General features: G+C 57.7%; 20 protein-coding genes and 1 tRNA gene. 10 read left to right on the top strand and 11 right to left on the bottom strand.

Annotation, left to right across the window (positions count from 1 at the left end; translation table 11 throughout):
* The first annotated feature begins 29 nt into the window (after nt 1-29).
* A complete protein-coding gene (locus tag IE102_RS16545; RefSeq protein WP_189488763.1) occupies nt 30-530 on the top strand; it encodes a hypothetical protein in 501 nt (166 codons plus the stop codon).
* A 125-nt stretch (nt 531-655) separates the two neighbouring features.
* A complete protein-coding gene (locus IE102_RS16540; RefSeq protein WP_189488761.1) occupies nt 656-2464 on the top strand; it encodes a long-chain-acyl-CoA synthetase in 1809 nt (602 codons plus the stop codon).
* A gap of 5 nt (nt 2465-2469) precedes the next feature.
* Here IE102_RS16540 and IE102_RS16535 read toward each other — a convergent pair whose 3' ends face one another.
* The 3 genes from IE102_RS16535 to IE102_RS16525 form a co-directional block, all read right to left on the bottom strand.
* Nucleotides 2470-3171 carry a VIT1/CCC1 transporter family protein gene (locus IE102_RS16535; protein ID WP_189488759.1) on the bottom strand — a complete coding sequence of 234 codons (702 nt, stop codon included), beginning with the start codon at nt 3169-3171 and terminating at the stop codon, nt 2470-2472.
* Nucleotides 3164-3625 carry a GFA family protein gene (locus IE102_RS16530; RefSeq protein ID WP_189488757.1) on the bottom strand — a complete coding sequence of 154 codons (462 nt, stop codon included), beginning with the start codon at nt 3623-3625 and terminating at the stop codon, nt 3164-3166. The genes IE102_RS16535 and IE102_RS16530 overlap by 8 nt, the downstream gene beginning before the upstream one ends.
* 210 nt (nt 3626-3835) lie before the next feature.
* Nucleotides 3836-4504 carry a J domain-containing protein gene (locus IE102_RS16525; protein ID WP_189488756.1) on the bottom strand — a complete coding sequence of 223 codons (669 nt, stop codon included), beginning with the start codon at nt 4502-4504 and terminating at the stop codon, nt 3836-3838.
* Nucleotides 4505-4574: 70 nt separating this feature from the next.
* On the opposite strand from IE102_RS16525, the gene IE102_RS16520 reads away from it, so the two are divergent.
* Complete coding sequence (locus IE102_RS16520) at nt 4575-4847, top strand: BolA family protein (protein WP_189488754.1); 273 nt, start codon at nt 4575-4577, stop codon at nt 4845-4847.
* A gap of 57 nt (nt 4848-4904) precedes the next feature.
* Here IE102_RS16520 and IE102_RS16515 read toward each other — a convergent pair whose 3' ends face one another.
* The 3 genes from IE102_RS16515 to IE102_RS16505 all read right to left on the bottom strand — a co-directional run bounded on the left by IE102_RS16515 (nt 4905) and on the right by IE102_RS16505 (nt 8918).
* On the bottom strand, nt 4905-5276 hold the full coding sequence (locus IE102_RS16515; protein WP_189488752.1) for a hypothetical protein: 372 nt from the start codon (nt 5274-5276) through the stop codon (nt 4905-4907).
* 191 nt (nt 5277-5467) lie between these two features.
* Nucleotides 5468-7675 (bottom strand): 3-hydroxyacyl-CoA dehydrogenase NAD-binding domain-containing protein, encoded by a 2208-nt coding sequence (locus IE102_RS16510; protein ID WP_189488750.1) that lies wholly within the window; start codon nt 7673-7675, stop codon nt 5468-5470.
* A gap of 22 nt (nt 7676-7697) precedes the next feature.
* Entirely contained in the window at nt 7698-8918 is a 1221-nt protein-coding gene (locus tag IE102_RS16505; protein ID WP_189488748.1) for an acetyl-CoA C-acetyltransferase, read from the bottom strand.
* 212 nt (nt 8919-9130) lie between these two features.
* On the opposite strand from IE102_RS16505, the gene IE102_RS16500 reads away from it, so the two are divergent.
* Genes IE102_RS16500 through IE102_RS16485 form a run of 4 tightly spaced genes read left to right on the top strand, consistent with a single transcriptional unit; the run spans nt 9131 to nt 12890 of the window.
* Nucleotides 9131-10003 (top strand): SMP-30/gluconolactonase/LRE family protein, encoded by an 873-nt coding sequence (locus tag IE102_RS16500; protein WP_189488746.1) that lies wholly within the window; start codon nt 9131-9133, stop codon nt 10001-10003.
* 19 nt (nt 10004-10022) lie between these two features.
* Nucleotides 10023-10919, top strand: a complete 897-nt coding sequence (locus IE102_RS16495) for a 2-dehydro-3-deoxygalactonokinase (protein WP_189488744.1) — start codon at nt 10023-10025, stop codon at nt 10917-10919.
* Between the two features lie 10 nt (nt 10920-10929).
* On the top strand, nt 10930-11568 hold the full coding sequence (locus IE102_RS16490) for a 2-dehydro-3-deoxy-6-phosphogalactonate aldolase (RefSeq protein WP_189488742.1): 639 nt from the start codon (nt 10930-10932) through the stop codon (nt 11566-11568).
* Between the two features lie 44 nt (nt 11569-11612).
* A complete protein-coding gene (locus IE102_RS16485) occupies nt 11613-12890 on the top strand; it encodes an MFS transporter (protein WP_189488740.1) in 1278 nt (425 codons plus the stop codon).
* Here IE102_RS16485 and IE102_RS16480 read toward each other — a convergent pair.
* Nucleotides 12887-13324 carry a winged helix-turn-helix transcriptional regulator gene (locus tag IE102_RS16480; RefSeq protein ID WP_229807830.1) on the bottom strand — a complete coding sequence of 146 codons (438 nt, stop codon included), beginning with the start codon at nt 13322-13324 and terminating at the stop codon, nt 12887-12889. The genes IE102_RS16485 and IE102_RS16480 overlap by 4 nt on opposite strands.
* A gap of 102 nt (nt 13325-13426) precedes the next feature.
* Between IE102_RS16480 and IE102_RS16475 the strand changes: the two genes are divergently transcribed.
* Nucleotides 13427-14299 (top strand): SDR family oxidoreductase, encoded by an 873-nt coding sequence (locus tag IE102_RS16475; protein WP_189488738.1) that lies wholly within the window; start codon nt 13427-13429, stop codon nt 14297-14299.
* A 23-nt stretch (nt 14300-14322) separates the two neighbouring features.
* Nucleotides 14323-14856, top strand: coding sequence for a GNAT family N-acetyltransferase (locus tag IE102_RS16470; RefSeq protein ID WP_189488736.1), 534 nt, complete (start codon nt 14323-14325; stop codon nt 14854-14856).
* 341 nt (nt 14857-15197) lie between these two features.
* On the opposite strand, the gene IE102_RS16465 is transcribed toward IE102_RS16470, so the two are convergent.
* The 4 genes from IE102_RS16465 to IE102_RS16450 all read right to left on the bottom strand — a co-directional run bounded on the left by IE102_RS16465 (nt 15198) and on the right by IE102_RS16450 (nt 17531).
* A complete protein-coding gene (locus IE102_RS16465) occupies nt 15198-15653 on the bottom strand; it encodes an NUDIX domain-containing protein (RefSeq protein ID WP_189488733.1) in 456 nt (151 codons plus the stop codon).
* A 5-nt stretch (nt 15654-15658) separates the two neighbouring features.
* Nucleotides 15659-16690, bottom strand: a complete 1032-nt coding sequence (locus IE102_RS16460; protein WP_189488731.1) for a hypothetical protein — start codon at nt 16688-16690, stop codon at nt 15659-15661.
* Nucleotides 16691-16744: 54 nt separating this feature from the next.
* Nucleotides 16745-17068 carry a 2Fe-2S iron-sulfur cluster-binding protein gene (locus IE102_RS16455; RefSeq protein WP_189488729.1) on the bottom strand — a complete coding sequence of 108 codons (324 nt, stop codon included), beginning with the start codon at nt 17066-17068 and terminating at the stop codon, nt 16745-16747.
* 109 nt (nt 17069-17177) lie between these two features.
* Nucleotides 17178-17531 (bottom strand): Hpt domain-containing protein, encoded by a 354-nt coding sequence (locus IE102_RS16450; protein WP_189488727.1) that lies wholly within the window; start codon nt 17529-17531, stop codon nt 17178-17180.
* Between the two features lie 132 nt (nt 17532-17663).
* On the opposite strand from IE102_RS16450, the gene IE102_RS16445 reads away from it, so the two are divergent.
* Nucleotides 17664-17739 (top strand) — tRNA-Lys (locus IE102_RS16445).
* Nucleotides 17740-18643 lie beyond the last annotated feature (904 nt).

The following is an 18643-nucleotide window of genomic DNA, read 5'->3' as shown; positions in this document are numbered from 1 at the left end:
TGGCGGCTGAATTTTAGAGGACAAATACCGTGCGCGTATTATGTATAGCCGCCTTTATGGCCCTGTCTGCCACATCCGTCATGGCCCAAACCACCACCTGCCCCACCGATCCGGTGGTCAGCGCAGGCTTTGAAACATGGGCCACACCTGCCGAGGTCAATGCCGCCACCAACGGGGCCAATGCGCCATTCCTTGAGACCGGCAAGGCCTATAAGGCGGCACTAGTCGCCACCCCGCAGGTGACCTTTGCGTCGGCTCCGGCCAAGGCTCAAAGCCCTGACAGTTTTGCCGGTTTAATGCTGGTGCACATCACCGACAGCGGTCCCTACGGCGTTGCCGCCTCCAGCGGCGTCTGGATTGATCTGATCAAGGATAAAACGCCGCTGAAGTCTATCCGTCACGGCCATGGCCCAGACTGTTCCGGCATCCGCAAGATTGTAAGCTATGACCTGCAACCGGGCGATTATGTGCTGCAAATCGCGTCCAGCAAATCGTCAGACGTAACGGTACAGATCGCACCCCAGCCTTGACCTGACAAAAGTTGCCGTTCGCGGAAACTTTTTGCTTTGACATTTCCAAATCCGCGCTATGGTAGGTTAATAATAAGCCTTGCCCACAAAAGGCGAACCCTACAGGTACAAGCGGAATCCAGGATATGAACCTATTTGACGGGATCAAACGCGAATTCATCTTCCTCAAGCGGTTGGCGCGGCTTCTACGGCGCATCAAGCCGATTGACCCTAAGTCCCGCAATCTGGTGTGCGATGATTTTGAACGGGTGGTCGATAGCCACGGCGGCGCGTCCGCCATTATCTTTGATGGCAAGAGCCTGACCTATCGCGATCTGGATGCGATGGCCAACCGCTATGCCCACTGGGCACGGGCACGCGGTTTGCGGATCGGCGATACTGTGGCCCTGCTCATGCCCAATCGTGCCGAATATATCGCCGTGTGGATGGGCCTAAATAAGGTCGGGGTGGTCACGGCCCTGATCAATAATGGCCTGACCGGGGCAGGCCTTGCCCACTGCATCAATATCTCCGGCGCCAGCCACACCATCGTTGACCAGAGCACCCGCCATGCTTTTGAGGACATAGCGTCACAGCTTAGCCACCACCAAACCGAGTGGGTGCTCGGCATGGATAAGGATCATGAGGCTGAGACGATCCGCAGTCTGGATCACGCCCTGCGCGGGGTGTCATCGGTGCGCCCTGACCGCCAAATCCGTCAGGACATGACCGCCCACGACACGGCGCTTTATATCTACACCTCCGGCACGACAGGTTTGCCTAAGGCAGCGAAAATTTCCAACTCGCGCGCCCAGCTTTATATGCAGGCCTTTGCCGGTATCTCCCGCATGAAGGAAGGCGAGCGCATCTATATCACTCTGCCGCTGTACCATTCGACCGGCGGGCTGTGCGGGGTTGGGGCCGCCCTGATGAACGGGGCGGCGATTGTGCTGAAATCACGCTTTTCCGCCACCCAGTTCTGGAGCGATATCCGCACCTATAACTGCCAGTATTTTGTTTATATTGGCGAACTGTGCCGGTATCTGGTCAACCACCAATCTCCCAACCCCGAAGACGAGACCCGCCACAGCCTGAAGATGGTCTTTGGCAACGGTATGCGCCCGGACGTGTGGAAGACGTTCAAAGCCCGCTTTCGTATTCCGGTAATCATCGAGTTTTACGGCTCGACCGAAGGCAATGTGTCGCTATTTAACTTCGATGGTCAGGCCGGGGCTATTGGTCGAGCCCCGCCCTACCTGCGCAGCGCCTTCAATATCCGGTTAGTCAAGTTCGACGTCGAGCAGGAACTGCCGGAACGCAACGCCAAAGGTCTGTGCATCGAATGTAAACCCGATGAGATCGGTGAGGCCATCGGCATTATCGGGCAGGACGCCCGTCATTCCTATTCCGGCTATGCCGACAAGGCGGCGTCGGAAAAGAAAATCCTGCGCGATGTCTTCAAGAAAGGCGACATGTGGTTCCGCACCGGCGACCTGATGAAGCAAGACAAGGACGGCTATCTCTATTTTGTGGACCGTATCGGCGATACTTTCCGCTTTAAGGGCGAAAACGTCTCAACCTCCGAGGTGGGTGAAGTTTGCGCCGGTGCCGCCGGTGTCGACGAAGCTATCGTCTACGGCGTCGAAGTGCCGCACTATGACGGTAAGGCCGGCATGGTCGCCCTGATCGTGCGCGAGGGTTTCAAGATTGAGGACTTTTGCCAGCATGTGCTGGCCGGTTTGCCGACCTATGCCCGACCGCGGTTTGTGCGGCTGCTGCAACAGGCCGAGACCACCGGCACCTTCAAGTACAAGAAGATGGATCTGGTCAAGGCGGGCTTTGACCCGGCGGAGGTCTCAGATCCTTTGTTTGTCATGAAGGAAGATGGCGGAGTGTATGAGCCGTTCGACGCCGCCTGTTATGGCCGCCTGATGTCGGGCGCATATCGCCTCTGAGTGGGTTAAACCACCGCCCCGAACAGCCGCCCGATCCCCGCCGTGACCACCAGAGCCAGCGCGCCCCAGAAGGTAACCCGCACCACCGCACGGGTCACATTCGCCCCGCCGCTGATAGCGCCCAAGGCCCCTAACACTGCCAAAAACAGCAGCGCGCAGACCGACACAGCCGGTACGATCAGGCCGCGGGGGCTGAAAATCATGGCCAGCAACGGCAGGGAGGCCCCTACCGCAAAGGTCACGGCTGAGGTCACCGCCGCCTGAACAGGCTTGGCTTCGGTATGGTCACTCATGCCCAGTTCGTCACGCAGGTGGGCTTTGAGGGCATCTTTCTGCATCAGTTGCACCGCCACCTGCCGCGCCAGATCATGGTCAAGACCGCGCTCCATATAGATGTGGGTCAGTTCATCCTCTTCGGCCTGCGGGAAGTCGCGCAGTTCCTGAGTCTCGCGCGCCAGGTCGGCGGCTTCGGTATCGGCCTGAGAACTGACCGAGACATATTCCCCCGCCGCCATCGACAGAGCCCCCGCCACAAGGGCTGCCACACCGGTCAGCAAGATCGTGGCCTTGTCCGCGGGGCTTGCCGCCACACCGACGATCAGGCTGGCGGTCGAGACGATGCCATCATTGGCACCCAGCACTGCGGCCCGCAACCAGCCAATGCGGGAGATGAAGTGCAGTTCAAAGCGCGAATGTTTGTCAGTCATGATCAGGGTGCTGATAGCTTATCAGGTCATTTAAAAACGGCGCAGCATCGATGTCTTCGAGTGTTGTGCGCGTCGGCAGGCTCTGCAGATCATCAACATAGGCCAGTTTGGCCTCAACGCCGAACTGAATTTCAGGCACAATCGTCGCAGGCTCATCAAAGGCGGCGATGGATACTGCCACCCCGTCGGGCGCTTCGTAGGTCAAGGGTGTGCCGCACTTAGCACAAAATCCGCGCTGCACGAGGTTTGAGCTTTTAAAGCGCGCCGGTTCAGCCTTGGTCCAGATCAGGGTCGCTTCGCGCACACTAACCAGGGGCGCAAAGAAATTGCCATAGGCTTTCTGGCACATCCGGCAATGGCAGATTGATGCGTGACCCAACGCTCCTTCGACTTGGAACCTCACCGCGCCGCATTGGCACCCACCGGTTCTTACCTCTGATACGTCCTCTGACATTTGCCCCCTCCGTCTGCATCGCTGCGCTCGCAGCCACCCGCTCCGGCGGCCCGGTCCCCCGCTTCGCAAGGGAGGAGGAAGGTTCCACTACTTTTACTGCACCGGCTGTAAAATCGTGAGATTTGAGGCGAGTAATAGCTGGCAAGCGACGCGGGTACATTAGGTACCCGCAAGCGTAGACCGCGTATTAATCGGCCAAAGACCGCGATTTTACGCTAAGGACATCTTTTTGAGGACTTTATAAGCCTTGATTACCCGTTGCAGCTTGTCCTCGGCGGAGCGGTCACCGCCGTTGTTGTCGGGGTGGCAGCGTTTCAGCATCTCAGTGTAGCGCACCCTAATCTGTTCCGCCGTGGCACCGACATCGAGATCCAAGTCCGCAAAGGCCTGACGCTCGATCTTGCCATACTGACGCTGAGACGGTTCGGACTTGTTGCGATCAGGGCTGGCGCCAGCGCCAAAGACGCTGTGGGGATCGTACATACCGTTGCCGATTTTCGCCCCCTTGGTGGCGAAGTTGGCGGCTTCACGGCTGACGCGGGAGGCGCGGAACTGCCAGGTCGGACGGCCGCCGGTGATGGTGGCCTCACGATGCTGCTTGGCCTCGCCCTCACTCATACCGGAAAAGAAGTTCCAGTTTTTGTTGTACTCGCCCGCGTGCGCCTGACAGAAGTTATAGTATTCGTTCATCATTTCGCGCGACTTGGGCGCCTTGGCGGTCGATGCCCGATGACACTCCGGCCATTCGCAGCGAATCTGGCCGGGTTTTAGGGACAGGACGTCGTCTTCGGGGCGCTTGCCCTGCACTTCGCCTTCTTTGGGCGGGCGGATGCGCATGTCCAGACCAAATTTGGGGGTATATTTGTAACCGTCGCTCATAGTATGAACTGTGATCCTGAAGCTTTAAAAAAACCGATCGAACATCCTAGCAGAAAGGTGTAGCGAAATCATGGGAATAGTCACTGAGCGGCTGAAATCCAAGCTGGAAACCGCCTTTAACCCGCAACGACTGGAGATTCATGATGATAGCGACAAACATAGTGGACACTCAGGCGCGCGTGAAGGGGGCGAAAGTCATTTTTCTGTGTTGATCGTATCTGACGCGTTTGAAGGCTTGAACCGCGTCGCGCGCCAGAGAAAGGTCAATGAAGCTTTGCGTGAGGAACTGGCGGGCCCCATTCACGCCCTGTCGATTAAGGCGAAAACCCCTGCAGAAGTTTAAAAGCAAAAAGGCACCGGGGGGAGCCGGTGCCTTTCGCGTTTCAAAATTAAGCCAAACCTAGTTCAGCTTGATCGCCTTGGAGAACAGACGGTCATCGGAGGCAACGAAGATGTCGCGCCCGCCCAGATTGATCGCGGCAACCTTACCATCGGCGATCTTGACCGAACCATTGACGGTCTTGGTGTCGGAACCTTCGACATAGCTGTAGGTAAATTCAGAAGAAATCGCGCTGGCTTCGGCCACACATTCCTTAAGGCGGATGGTCTTACGCGCCACGTCGGTGGCGCTCATGCCGAGCTTTTCAGACACGGCCAGGGTCGTCAGGCGACCGGTTTCCAGGAACTGAGCCTGATCACATTCAGCAAAGGCCGAACCGCCGATGAGGGCAGAAGAGATGGCAACGGCAAACGCTAGGGAGAAATTTTTCATGACACACACATCCATAAGTTAGCGCCAACAACAATGTCAGCGCTGTCATTGTTAAAAACCTGTGTGAGTCCGGTCAATGAAAAATATTGCACTGCAACACAATGTGAACGGTATTTATTCGCAGACGCACCATAAAACAGCCCGCAAGCCAAGGCCTGCGGGCTGTTCGTAAGGTACTAACCAGAACTTTTTTAAGCCGCTTTCTTGTCTGCCTTACCGAACCGGCCATAGAAGGTCTCGCCCTTGGCGGCCATGTCGCGCAAAAGCTGCGGCGGAGCAAAGCGGTCGCCATAAAGCCCTGTCATGCGGTCGAGTTCCGCCACAAACGACGCGACCCCAATCGAGTCGATCAGGGAGATAATCCCGCCCGACCACGGCGCAAACCCCCACCCCAGGATCGAGCCGACATCGGCTTCGCGCGGGTCGGTAATTACGCCTTCCTCAAAGCAACGCGCCGCCGTCACCGCCTGAATATAGAGCAGCCGTTTCTTCAGTTCCTCAGCCTGTTTGGGATCGGCCTCAGCCATAGTCACCGGGAACATGTCCTTGGTGCCCGACCACAGGGATTTATTGCCGCCCGCTTCGGGATAGTCGTAGAAGCCCTTACCATTTTTACGGCCTAAACGGCCATCCGCGACCATTTTGGCGACCTCCCCCTCGCCGGGGATGGGGATATAATTCGCCCCTTCGGCCTTGGCGGTTTCCGAGGTGATCTTGACCAGCAGATCAAGGGCGACATCATCCATCATCTCCAGCGGCCCGCGCGGCATACCCGTGGCCCGGCCGACATTGTCGATAATGGTTGGTGCGATCCCCTCAGCCCACATGTGCAGGCCTTCGGCGGTGAACGGAATGAAGCAGCGATTGGCAAAGAAGAAGCGCTCATCATTGACCACGATCGGGGTCTTTTTGATCTTCAGCACATAGTCAATCGCACGCGCCAATGTCGCATCAGAGGTCTTTTCACCCATGATGATCTCAACCAGCATCATCTTATCAACCGGCGAGAAGAAGTGGATGCCGATATAGTTTTCCGGGCGCACCGACGCCTTGGCCAGCAGGGAAATCGGGATGGTCGAGGTATTGGAGCCAAACACAGCGTCCGGCGCCAATTCCGCCTCAGCCAGCTTGGTGACCCCGGCTTTCAGTTCGGTATTTTCAAACACCGCCTCAACCACCAGATCCGAGCCCTTGATCAAGCCATAGTCCGGGGTGGCGGTGATCAGGTCGAGCACGCCTTTGGCTTTGTCCTCGGTCATCTTTCCGCGTGAGACGGCCTTTTTCAGCAGGCCCTCGCAGTGGGATTTGCCCTTATCCGCCGCCGCCTGATCGCGGTCGATCAGCACGACCTTGATGCCTGACATGGCTGTGACGTAGGCGATGCCTGCCCCCATCATGCCGGCGCCCAGCACGGCCACTTGGGTGAATTCGGTCTTGGGCACACCAGATGGTCGGCCTGAGCCCTTACCCACCGCCTGCATCGAGAAGAACAGGGTGCGGATCATGGCCTTGGCCTGCGGCGTCATCAGGGTCTTGGCGAAATAGCGCGTCTCGACCTTAAGCGCTGAATCGATCGGCAGTTGCAGCCCTTCATAGACGGCGTGCATCAAGTTAATAACCGCCGGATAATTGCCAAAGCTCTGCTTACGCAGCAGGGCATTGCCCATCATGAACACCTGCGCACCCGCCGGATGATAGGGCCCGCCACCGGGGATTTTGAACTCTTTCTTGTCCCACAAAGCGACTGGATCGCCTTTGGTTTTGATCCAGGTCTTGGCGGCCTCAACCACCTGATCATCGGCCACAACTTCGTGGACGATACCGGCGGCCAGCGCCTCCTTGGGTTTGAAGCTCTTGCCATCGGACATGGCCATCAGGGCGGCTTGCGCGCCAATCAAACGCGGCAAGCGCTGCGAGCCACCACCGCCGGGGAACAGGCCGATCTTGACTTCGGGCAAACCCATCTGAACCTTCGGGCCGTCCGACAGCACCCGGTAATGACAGGCCAGCACCAGTTCCGTCCCGCCGCCCAGCGCCAGACCGTTGATCGCCGCCGCCACCGGCTTGCCGCAGGTTTCCAGCGCACGGTAAACGCGGTTCATCTCGAACGCCGCGGCAAACGCGCCCTTGAGTTCGGCTTCTGGGTCCGTTTTGTCCAGAGTACCCGACTCCCATGCCCCGCCCAGCATTTCCTCTAAGTCCGCGCCCGCGCAGAACCCGTTGGACTTAGCAGACGTTATGACCACACCCTTGACCGCCGCATCGGTTTTGGCGCGCTCGGCAATCGCCATCAGGTCATCGAGGGCGGCCTTGGTGAAGGTGTTCATGGTCTTACCGACCGTATCAAACGCGCAGACCAGAATGCCGTCAGAGTCGAGTTCAACTTTAAAATTGTCCATTTTGTTTTCTCCCTCGATCTTTTTAAATACGCTCAATAACCGTGGCCGTGGCCATGCCGCCGCCAACGCACAGGGTGACCAGCGCCGTTGATTTACCTGTGCGCTCAAGCTCATCCAGCACGGTGCCGAGGATCATCGCCCCGGTAGCTCCCAGCGGATGTCCCATCGCAATCGCCCCGCCGCAGACATTGATCTTATCGTGCGGAATATCGAGCACCTGCATGTAGCGTAACACCACCGACGCGAACGCTTCGTTCAGTTCGTAAAGGTCGATGTCGGCCACACTCATGCCCAGCCGCTTCAGCAGTTTTTCCGTGACATAGGACGGCCCGGTCAGCATGATCGACGGCTCCGAGCCGATCGAGGCCATGCCTTTGATACGGGCGCGCGGCTTCAAGCCCGCCGCCTCACCGGCGCGTTTATTGCCGACCAGAACGGCGGCTGAGCCATCGACGATGGCCGACGAATTGCCCGGCGTGTGGATGTGGTTGATGCGCTCAAGTTCAGGATAGCGCTGATTGATGACCGCATCGAAACCGCCCATTTCGCCCATCATGGCAAAGGACGGATTAAGCCCGGCCAGGGCCTGCATGTCGGTGTTGGGGCGGATGGTTTCGTCGCGGTCAAGGATAGTGACACCCAGTTGATCCTTGACCGGATGCACCGATTTTTTGAACCGGCCCTCGGCCCAGCTTTTGGCGGACCGTTTGTGAGATTCGACGGCGTAGGCATCGACGTCATCGCGTGAAAAGCCCCACTTAGTGGCAATCGTATCGGCCGATACGCCTTGCGGGACGAAATAGGTCGGGAACGCTGCGGCCACATCGATCGCCCAGGCCCCGCCGTCGGACCCCATCGGCACCCGGCTCATCGACTCAACGCCGCCGCCAATGGCCATATCGGCCTCACCGGAGATGACCTTGGCCGCCGCCATATTGACGGCCTCAAGGCCTGAGGCACAAAAACGGTTGATCTGCACCCCGCCGCAGGTTTGGGCGTAACCGGCCGCCAAAACCGCCGCACGGGCGATGTCCCCGCCCTGCTCGCCCACCGGCGTCACGCAGCCCCAGACGACATCTTCCACCAGCGCCGTATCGAGGCCATTACGCCCCGCCAGCCCCGCCAGCACCTGCGCCGATAAGTTAAGGGCGGTGATTTCGTGAAGTGACCCGTCTTTTTTACCCTTACCGCGCGGGGTGCGCAGCGTGTCATAGATATAGGCGGCATTAGCACTGTCGGCCATGTAGCGTCCTCCGAAGCTTTTAATTGGTGAAAGGTGTGCGCCAACTTTACGCGAACGTCAAGATACGATGTTGGTAAACTTCGCGCGAGTGGCCTGATATTTCGCCGCACAATTATCATACAATTATTTCACCCATAGCACTTTCCAGACTGGATTTTTGGAGCGTATGCGTTAAATAAAGTCCGACAAAATCAATAAACAGGGGACTCATTATGACTGACGACATTATCCGCATTTCACCGCCGGGGTCGTTTCTGGGCGAAGGGCCGCTGTGGTCGGCGCGCGATAATGCCGTCTATTGGGTCGATATTCTGGGCCATAAGCTGCATCGGTATCGTCTGGACGACCAAAGCCTGAAACACTGGGTATTCCCTGAGCCCATCGGCTGGGTGATTGAGCGCGAAAAGGGCGGGTTTATTGCGGGCTTAAAGTCCGGCTTTACCCAATTGACGCTGGAGCCGTTCACCCTGAAACACATCGGCGATCCGGAACCGCAGCATCCCGACAACCGCCTCAATGACGCCAAGGCCGATAAGTGGGGCCGCATCTGGGCGGGCAGCCTGCACATGCCGCAGACCGAAAAAAGCGGCGGGCTTCACCGCCTTGAAGCGGATCTTACCTTTAAGCACATCGACGGCCCCTATCAGGTCGCCAATGGCCCGACCTTCAGCCCGGATCACACCAAAATCTATCATACGGATTCCGGTGCGGGCGAAGTCTATGTCTTTGACCTCGATGCCGACGGCAACGAGTCTAATAAGCGGTTATTTGTCGCCTTTAACGAAGACACCGATGGCTCACCGGACGGCATGACCACGGACGCGCAAGGCGGCATCTGGATTGCCCACTGGGGCGGGGCGCGCATCAGCCGCTTTAAGCCTGACGGCACGCTCGATTTCGCCGTCCCTATGCCGGCAAAGCAAATCACCTCCATGACCTTTGCGGGCCCGAACCTTGACCGCCTGTTTGTGACTTCCGCCGCCGTCGATCAGCCAGACGATAAAGAGGCCGGGACTTTATTTGAGGTGCCACATCCGCTATTACGCGGCCACACCGGATTACCGACGCTGCAATTTGGCGGCTAGAGTTTAGGAACACATACTGATGACCACACCTACGCTGATCGGCGCCGATTGGGGCACGACCAATTTCCGCATGTTCCTTTATGATGAAACGGGCGCGGTCATCGCCAAGCACGCCGCCAATATCGGGCTGAAAAACCTTGGGGTTTTGAGCTTTGAGCAGGCCCTGATGAGCGTGCTCAAGGATGAGTTCGCCGGTTTAGACCACCTACCGTTCATTCTGTCGGGCATGGTTGGCTCTAGACAGGGCTGGATCGAAGCGCCCTATGCCGCGTGTCCTTCTACGGTTAAGGACATTGCGGCCCAACTGGTGCGCGCCCCTCACCCGCGTCTGGATGTGGCGATTGTGCCGGGCCTCTATGCCAAGTCGCCCGACACCGGCCTGCTCAACGTCATGCGCGGCGAAGAAACGCAGATATACGGCCTGGGCGATGACGCCGAGGGGCTGGTCATCCTGCCCGGCACCCATTCCAAGTGGGCGCAAGTCGAAGGCGGCGAGGTCAAGACCTTTTCCACCCACATGACCGGCGAAATGTTCCAGGTGCTCAAGGCCAACTCCATCCTCGGCATTCTGATGGACGATGATAAGGACGATGAGGCCGCCTTCCTCAAAGGCGTTGAGCGCGCTCTGAACGATAAGGCGTTCCTGTCGCTGATCTTTAGCGTCCGCACCGAAGCCCTGTTCAACAATATCAAACCGGAGAGCCTGTCGTCCTATATGTCGGGCATTCTGATCGGCTCGGAAATCGCGGCTGAAAAAGAAAAGCACGGCAACAAGCCGGTTGGCATCGTCGGTGACGGGGCCTTGATCGAGCTTTACAAGGCCGCCCTGAAATTTGCCGGTTTCGACCGCGTGACCCAGCATGACGGCGACACCGCCTCCAGCCGCGGCCTGTGGGCCATCAATTCGTTACGATAGGAGTACCCCGATGAGTCTTATGGACCAATGGCGCGATGCGCTGAATACCCTGCCGCTGGTGGCCATCCTGCGCGGCCTTAAGCCCGAAGAGGCTGAGGCGATTGGCGATGCCCTGATTGAGGCCGGTTTCAAGATCGTCGAAGTGCCGCTCAATTCGCCCGATCCGTTCAAATCCATCGAACTGATTGCCAAGCGCCTTGGGGAACGCGCCATTGTCGGGGCCGGTACGGTGCTTAAGGTCAGTGATGTCGAAATGCTGGCGGCGGTCGGCGGGCAGATCTGTATCTCCCCCAACACCAATGTCGAGGTCATCAAACGCGCCAAGCAACTGGGCCTGATCTCGTTCCCGGCCTTCTTCACGCCGACCGAAGCCTTTGCCGCTATTGACGCCGGCGCCGATGCCATCAAGCTGTTTCCCGCCGAACTGGCTGGCCCCAAGGGCCTCAAGGCCATGAACGCCGTCATCCCCCGCACCACGCCGGTCTTTCCGGTCGGCGGAATCGAACCTACCAATATGGGTGAATACCTAAGCGTTGGCGCGCGCGGATTTGGCATCGGCTCCAGCGTCTATAAGCCTGGCGACACCGCCGAAATCGTGTATGAGAAGGCTAGGGCGTTCGTCACCGCCTGGCAAGGCCTTAAGGGCTGATACGAACCACACAGGGCTGAAAAGCAAGGGGCACGGCTTAGACTATGACATCGACACTGACACCGGCCAAACCGGTGAACTCACCCGCGCAGGTGCTGGTCGCCAGCCTGATTGGCACGACCATCGAATTTTTCGATTTCTATGTCTACGCCACCGCCGCCGTGCTGGTGTTTCCCGCCCTGTTCTTCCCCGACAGCGACCCGACCACGGCGCTGCTGCAGTCGTTTGCGACCTTTTCTATCGCCTTTTTTGCCCGCCCGATTGGCGCGATTGTGTTTGGCCACTTCGGGGATCGGATAGGCCGCAAGGTCACGCTGGTGGCGGCCCTTTTGACGATGGGTATCTCGACCGTCATCATTGGCCTGTTGCCGTCCTATGCCCAGATTGGGGTATGGGCGCCGCTGCTGTTGTCGCTGTGCCGGTTCGGTCAGGGCTTTGGCCTTGGCGGCGAATGGGGCGGGGCTGTGCTTCTGGCGACCGAAAACGCCCCCGAAGGCAAGCGGTCATGGTACGGTATGTTCCCGCAGCTTGGGGCCCCGATCGGGCTGTTGCTGTCGTCAGGCGCGTTCTGGATATTGCTGCATTTTATCTCTCAGGACGACCTGTTAAGCTGGGGCTGGCGGATACCGTTCATCGCGTCAATCGCCCTGATCGCCATTGGCCTGTGGGTGCGACTGTCGATCACCGAGACGCCTGAGTTCCAGCAGGCCATCGATAAGCATGAACGCGTCGAAGTCCCGCTGGTCGAAATTTTCAGCAAATATAAGCGCAGCCTGTTCCTCGGCACCTTCGTGGCGCTGGTGACCTTTGTGCTGTTCTATATCGGCAGCGCCTATCTGTTGTCCTACAACGTCAAGATCCGTCAGATTCCGTTTCTGGATGCCCTGGCGATCCAGATCATGGGCTCAGTTGCCTTTGGTATCTTCATCCCGATCTCAGCCAAGATGGCGGAAAAATTCGGTCGCCGCGAAGTGCTTATCGCTACCACGGTTGCAATTGCCGCCTTTTCGTTCGTCCTGCCGCTGCTGATGGGCGGGTCGCAAGGCGACATCTTCGTCTTTTCGTTCTTTGCCATGGCGCTGATGGGCATGACCTACGCCCTGATCGGCACGGCGCTGGCGGCCCCATTTCCTACACGGGTAAGGTACACCGGATCGTCCCTGACCTTTAATTTCGCCGGCATCGTCGGGGCCTCATTAGCCCCCTATGCCGCGACATGGTTGCAGGCCAATTACGGCCTGAACTTCGTGGGTTATTACCTGCTGATCGCGGCCCTGATCACACTGGCCTGTATTTTCGCATCGGGTAAGGATGAAATTTAATCCGATTGCGCCTCAAACACCGCCCGCGCCTTAAGGATGCGGGCGTGGTGATCGACCGCCCAGGCCATCAGCGGGCTTAAGGTCACAATCAGACTGTCGCCCAGATCGGTCAGGCGGTATTCGACGCTGGGCGGATTGGTTGGAAAGACATGGCGGCTGATCAGGCCGTCGCGTTGCTGATCGCGCAGGGTCTGAGTCAGCATACGCTGGGAAATATCGGGGATGGCGCGCTTAAGTTCCCCGAAGCGGTGCGCTTTGGCCTTGAGGTTCAGTAAGATCAGGCTCGACCACTTGCCGCCGACGTGATCGAGCACATCACGCACCGGACAATCGGACGGGTTCATGCCGACAGTTGCGCCACCAAGAACCGCCTTAACGATGGTATCGACATCGGCGCCCATTAGCCCTTCACGTGTGGGTAGTTCCTTCAACATGCCTATCTCCCGAAAACCTGCCGTCTTTACAGATGGCATTAAGTTCCTATTTTGCATATAGTCTCGAAAAGAGACCACGTCTCTTATATAGGATACACATCCATGTCACAAGATACCCTGCTCATCACCGGCGCCAGCGGCCAACTGGGCCAACTGGTTTTGAAACACATCGCCAGTAAGACCGGCGCGAAAGTCATCGCCGCCTCGCGCGATCCGTCGAAACTTAACACCAAGTTTGAGACCCGCGCCGCCGATTTCGACAAACCCGAAACCTTACCCACGGCCTTCGCAGGCGTGGACCGTTTGCTGCTGATCTCGACCGATGCCCTCGCCGTACCGGGGCAACGCCTTAAGCAGCACCAGGCCGCTATTGCCGCCGCCAAGGCCGCAGGCGTTAAGCACATCGTCTATACCTCCCTGCCCAATCCCGAACCCGGCAACCTGATCAGCTTTGCGCCGGATCACTATGGCACTGAGCAGGCGATCATCAACAGCGGGCTGGATTACACCCTCCTGCGCAATAACTGGTATGCCGAAAACACCCTGATGGCCCTGCCCCATGCCATCCAGACCGGCCAGTGGTACACCTCCACAAACGGCGGTAAAATCGGCTACATCACCCGCGAAGACGCCGCCCTTGCCTCCGCCTCAGCCCTCGCCAACCCGCCCGCGCCGAAGGCGACCTTCACGATCACGGGCGCGAAGGCCCTCAGCCATGCTGATGTGGCCGCTCTGGTCACCGAAGTGACCGGAAAACCTTTAAGCGTAGTCGATGTCTCGGATGCTGATTTCAAAGCCGGACTGATCGCGGCAGGTCTGCCCGATTTTGTGGCCGACATGCTGACCTCGGCCGAAGCCGCTATCCGCGCCGGTCAGTTATCCGCCGTCACCACCGATGTTCAAACCCTGATGGGTAAGGCGCCGACAACATTCCACGATTTCCTGACCACCGCCAAAGGCGCCTTGCTGGCCTAAGCGGCTCAGGCTATGGGGAGACTATGCATATTCTCCCCATAGCCCCTGACCATGTTCAGGCCCTGTCCGATCTGGCAATTAAGACCTTTTGTGACACCTTTGCCCATCTTTATCCGCCAACGGATTTAGAGACCTTCCTGCGCGGGTCCTATGCGCTGGAGGTTTTAGCCCCGCAGGTGGCTGATCCGGCTCAGTTCTGGCGCATGGCTTGGGATGACGGGCAAGTCGTCGGCTACCTCCATGTTGGCCCCGTCGGTTTACCCCACACCGATGCCGATCCTGCCACTCAGGGCGAGATCAAACGGCTCTATATTGACACCTCACAGCAGGGCCGGGGCTTAGGCAAACAGTTGCTGACCATCGGTCTCGATTACCTGTCGATGCGCTATGGCGATGCCCCGCAATGGATCGGCGTGTGGAGCGAAAACCAGCGCGCTCTTGGCCTTTACAGGTCATACGGCTTTGAAAAGGTGGGCGAATACGGCTTCCCGGTCGGCACCACCATCGACCACGAGTTTATCCTGCGCAAAGACAGGGACACAGCCCCCGCCCCTTGAACCGGGCGAAGACGGACAGGTCAGTACCTTATTTCTCCTCCCTATTGCGAAGCAATGGGGAGGTGGATCGGAGCTCCGCGACGAGACGGAGGGGGATAGCGCCGCTCTGATTTCCACCCACTTCCTTAGTTTTATTATGATGCCTTAACGTCAACGCAGACAACCTAATCCCAGCTATCCCCCTCCGTCGCGGACTTCGCCGCGCCACCTCCCCATCTGCGATAGGGAGGAGAAGATTGCGCGGCCCATCCGCCCACTCCAACTCACGGGTCAGGGGATTTTAGTTGCACTAACGCTTCGCTTTTTTGAGCACAGCGCCACTTGCCACTTACCTTGCCACGCTACGTCACGCTCCGCAGCCATTTGGTAATCGCCCAGGCATAGCCGTCATTGCGAATGCGCTTTATGATCTCAAGCGGCTCCAGCCAGATCAGTTCATGATCATCCTCGATCTTGGCCTCAAGCAGCTCACCGATCAGCGATACTTCAAAAAAGTGGGCATGGTTGACATATTGCTCCCGCGGATTATTACGGTTGACGACATACTGGCGCACATCGGTGACCAGACGCCCCGGCGTGACCTCAAGCCCGGTTTCCTCAAGGAATTCCCGCATCAATGCCTGATGATGGGTTTCATCGCCATCAACCGCCCCGCCAGGCACATCATAGATCAGATCATCAAATCCAATGGCCACGCAGGCTAACCGCCCGTCACGGAGCAAAAAGCCATGCGCGGTGGTGCGCCGGACCAGATCAAGATCGGGGTTGCGTTCACCGAACGTCAATGTCCCCGCCATCGCCCTTAATCCTTAAGGTAGCTATAGATATCCGGCACCTTACCGGCGATGATGTCATCATAGGTCGCTCCCGGATAGCCGACCTTCATGGTCTTGGACTCGCGCCAGGCATCGACCACCACATCGCGCAGGTCAGCCGCCCCGGCCCCCAGCAGCTTGGCCATAAACACGGTGCCCTTGGTCGTCAGTTCCGAAGGCGCATCCGCTTTGAACACGCCTTCTTTTTCGAGCTCATAGACCGGCACAAGTTGGGTGAAGTTGCGCTTGATCTTGTCGGCCATGCAGACCTCGATCTTGTCGGTACAGGTCACGGGTGCGGCCATGTTGCCGCGCACATCGGCAACCTTGATATGGGCACTGACGAAGTCGGACTCCAGCGGGCCATGCACCTTTTCGTGCGTGAACCCCTGCGGGTTGGCCGTGTCCTTATCCCAACCATTGTAATGGATGCTAAGGTGCATCGGGTTAGTCGAGTCGCCCATATAGTGCGACAGAATACCGATATCGCGCAGCATCAACTGCTCACGCCGGATGCGATCGGCCTTATACCAGGCGCGCTTCACCGGGTCCTTTTCGCGCCCCTCTAGATAATGCAACACGCGCCAGTAGGCCATGTCCTTGACCACTTGCTGATAGGCGTCGATCTGCGCATAGGGCAGATAACCGGCGTGCCACGGCTTCTTGCCACCCGCGACCACGGCGATGTCGTAATCGGCGCGTGTCCGCGGCAGATTATCCATGGTCGTGCCCGCAAATGTCGTACCGTCATCATAAAGGTCGATGAAATGAGCCGAGTTACGATCGGAATCGTGCACAAAGCCCGCATCGCGCCAGCGGTCAGGCTCGCGCGAATATTCCCCGACATCGGCGATCGACTGTGTCGTTTTCAGAAACGACGGCAAATAAGACGGCAAGGCCCGCATGGCTTCTTCGCCGATCAGGCGGTGCCCGTGTGAACCCCAGGCCAGCGCCTGCGACGCGCCAAAGCTCGCCACGACAACTGCTGCCAGTGCAACCGATTTATACCATTTCGACATCGGGCATCCCCCATAATTTACACACAAAAACTTAAAGCGCCTCAGCCCCGTCCCTTAGCCCTCAGGGGCCAGCGTCACTTCAAGGCCGTTAAGCTCATCGCTCATCAAAATCTGGCACGACAGGCGCGAATTGCGCTTGACCATAAAGGCTTCGTCCAATTTTTCATCCTCTTCGTCGCGCTTTTCGACCAGCTTATCCAACCATGCCGGCGCAACATAGACGTGACAGGTCGCACACTCAAGCGCGCCGCCGCACTCGGCCTTAATCGGCAAACCGTTGTCGCGGATGATTTCCATGATCCGCCAGCCGTCAATGGCCGGCAGATTGTGGGTCACGCCGTCGCGGTCAGTACACAAGATATGAAGGTCTTCGCTCATGATATTTTCAGGGTTCGCAATATTTTAGGTTCGTGATTTTAGGTTTTGTGGAGGATTTCGCCCCCGCTTTAGACATTCCGGACGCAGAATCCAACCAAAAACAATCCCCCTACCCCTTCAGCGACTTAAGCTGCAATTCGTGCAGATAGGCCGCCACATCCATCAGCGCCTCATCCAGCCCGGTTTTTAAGCGCTCAAGCCGCGTCGGCGCGCCTTCGACATCGCCGTGCTCGGCCGCGTGGGCCAGTTCGGACAGTTTCATGGCACCTATGCCTGACGCCGCGCCCTTGATGGTATGGGCCGCATCGCGCCAGCCTTCGTGTGACGCCTCCAGCAGCGGCGCCCAAAGCTGGGCCTGCTGTTGAAACAGATTGAGCACCTCTTCGATGACGAGCGCATCATTGAGGGTGAAGTCCTCAAGCCGTGAAAACTCAACGGCACCAGAAAGATCGCGGCGGGCCATATCGGTCTTTTCCCCATGATTGCGCAATAAAAAGGGTCATAGACTGATTTTGTGCTTGAATCCCAGAGGAAAATGCGTATTTTCCGCCGCTCTGGCGCCGGTGAATACCAAGCACTGGCCTGAAAATAGTGTGGGTGTGTAGCTCAGTTGGTAGAGCAGCTGACTCTTAATCAGCGGGTCCACGGTTCGAGTCCGTGCCCACCCACCATTTTTTCCATGCAAGTTCAATTACTTAAATAAACCACCTCCGGACGCGATGCCGTCAGTTGGACGTTCAGTTGGACATTTGTTCTCGTTTCGAGCTTGCGAATGGCCGATTGTGCAAGCTTAGTGTCACGTTTTAGACAGTGGGCATCGAGGATTGCTCCCACATCATGCAAACTGTGCCCGGTAATTGCGGCTGTCTCCGCCTCTGTGCATTCAGCCATTGCCAAGCGCGTGACTGCAGTGCCGCGCAAATCATGGAAAGTTACATCCCTTACGTTAGCCTTTGGGTATGCTTTTCTCCACGAGGCCCGAAACCAGACTCAGTCCAAGGCCGCCCATGCTCTGTAACGAGTATAGTGACGGCTTCAGTTTTGGTACCAGTTTCAGAACCCATGCGTCGCGCAAGCTCTGCATCAAGAGCGGCTTTCAAAGGACCACCGACAGGTATTCTGACACGAGCGCCCGTCTTGTTCTGGCGGAATTTCAGCCATTGCCCGTCATAAGCATTCCAAGTCAGGCGTAAGAGATCGCCTTGGCGCTATCGTGGGCTCTCATAGAAACCTGAGCACCGCTTTTTCAGGACTGATAACTCATCTTAAAAACGCAAGATTTATGGAACATTCCGGGGCATCTAAGTATGATCGCGTAACAGAATGGAAAGAGCTTCACTTTGCTGGTTCAACAGCCCGAAAAGCGAAATAGGCATATAGATCAGCAATTTGCAGGCATCCTTGCCTCAGTGACCGGGGCCCTTAATGCCGCAGGCATCGGTATCAATAGCACCTTGCAATATACCCCCACTGGGTATATACATCTCTGACAGGTATTTTCCCGGATCAGTATGTCAGAGCATCCATCCCACACCGGCCAGCTCCCGCGCTTAAACCGGGCTGCCGGGCAGATCG

The sequence above is a fragment of the Asticcacaulis endophyticus genome (assembly GCF_014652575.1).
GTDB lineage: Bacteria > Pseudomonadota > Alphaproteobacteria > Caulobacterales > Caulobacteraceae > Asticcacaulis > Asticcacaulis endophyticus.
The sequence above is the reverse complement of the archived record's forward strand: the minus strand, read 5'-3'. Positions and strand labels throughout refer to the sequence as shown.

Excerpts from the sequence above, each read along its gene's own strand:
- IE102_RS16540 (WP_189488761.1), top strand. The coding sequence starts at position 656 with ATGAACCTATTTGACGGGATCAAACGCGAATTCATCTTCCTCAAGCGG.
- IE102_RS16535 (WP_189488759.1), bottom strand. The coding sequence starts at position 3,171 with ATGACTGACAAACATTCGCGCTTTGAACTGCACTTCATCTCCCGCATT.
- IE102_RS16530 (WP_189488757.1), bottom strand. The coding sequence starts at position 3,625 with ATGTCAGAGGACGTATCAGAGGTAAGAACCGGTGGGTGCCAATGCGGC.
- IE102_RS16525 (WP_189488756.1), bottom strand. The coding sequence starts at position 4,504 with ATGAGCGACGGTTACAAATATACCCCCAAATTTGGTCTGGACATGCGC.
- IE102_RS16520 (WP_189488754.1), top strand. The coding sequence starts at position 4,575 with ATGGGAATAGTCACTGAGCGGCTGAAATCCAAGCTGGAAACCGCCTTT.
- IE102_RS16515 (WP_189488752.1), bottom strand. The coding sequence starts at position 5,276 with ATGAAAAATTTCTCCCTAGCGTTTGCCGTTGCCATCTCTTCTGCCCTC.
- IE102_RS16510 (WP_189488750.1), bottom strand. The coding sequence starts at position 7,675 with ATGGACAATTTTAAAGTTGAACTCGACTCTGACGGCATTCTGGTCTGC.
- IE102_RS16505 (WP_189488748.1), bottom strand. The coding sequence starts at position 8,918 with ATGGCCGACAGTGCTAATGCCGCCTATATCTATGACACGCTGCGCACC.
- IE102_RS16500 (WP_189488746.1), top strand. The coding sequence starts at position 9,131 with ATGACTGACGACATTATCCGCATTTCACCGCCGGGGTCGTTTCTGGGC.
- IE102_RS16495 (WP_189488744.1), top strand. The coding sequence starts at position 10,023 with ATGACCACACCTACGCTGATCGGCGCCGATTGGGGCACGACCAATTTC.
- IE102_RS16490 (WP_189488742.1), top strand. The coding sequence starts at position 10,930 with ATGAGTCTTATGGACCAATGGCGCGATGCGCTGAATACCCTGCCGCTG.
- IE102_RS16485 (WP_189488740.1), top strand. The coding sequence starts at position 11,613 with ATGACATCGACACTGACACCGGCCAAACCGGTGAACTCACCCGCGCAG.
- IE102_RS16480 (WP_229807830.1), bottom strand. The coding sequence starts at position 13,324 with ATGTTGAAGGAACTACCCACACGTGAAGGGCTAATGGGCGCCGATGTC.
- IE102_RS16475 (WP_189488738.1), top strand. The coding sequence starts at position 13,427 with ATGTCACAAGATACCCTGCTCATCACCGGCGCCAGCGGCCAACTGGGC.
- IE102_RS16470 (WP_189488736.1), top strand. The coding sequence starts at position 14,323 with ATGCATATTCTCCCCATAGCCCCTGACCATGTTCAGGCCCTGTCCGAT.
- IE102_RS16465 (WP_189488733.1), bottom strand. The coding sequence starts at position 15,653 with ATGGCGGGGACATTGACGTTCGGTGAACGCAACCCCGATCTTGATCTG.
- IE102_RS16460 (WP_189488731.1), bottom strand. The coding sequence starts at position 16,690 with ATGTCGAAATGGTATAAATCGGTTGCACTGGCAGCAGTTGTCGTGGCG.
- IE102_RS16455 (WP_189488729.1), bottom strand. The coding sequence starts at position 17,068 with ATGAGCGAAGACCTTCATATCTTGTGTACTGACCGCGACGGCGTGACC.
- IE102_RS16450 (WP_189488727.1), bottom strand. The coding sequence starts at position 17,531 with ATGGCCCGCCGCGATCTTTCTGGTGCCGTTGAGTTTTCACGGCTTGAG.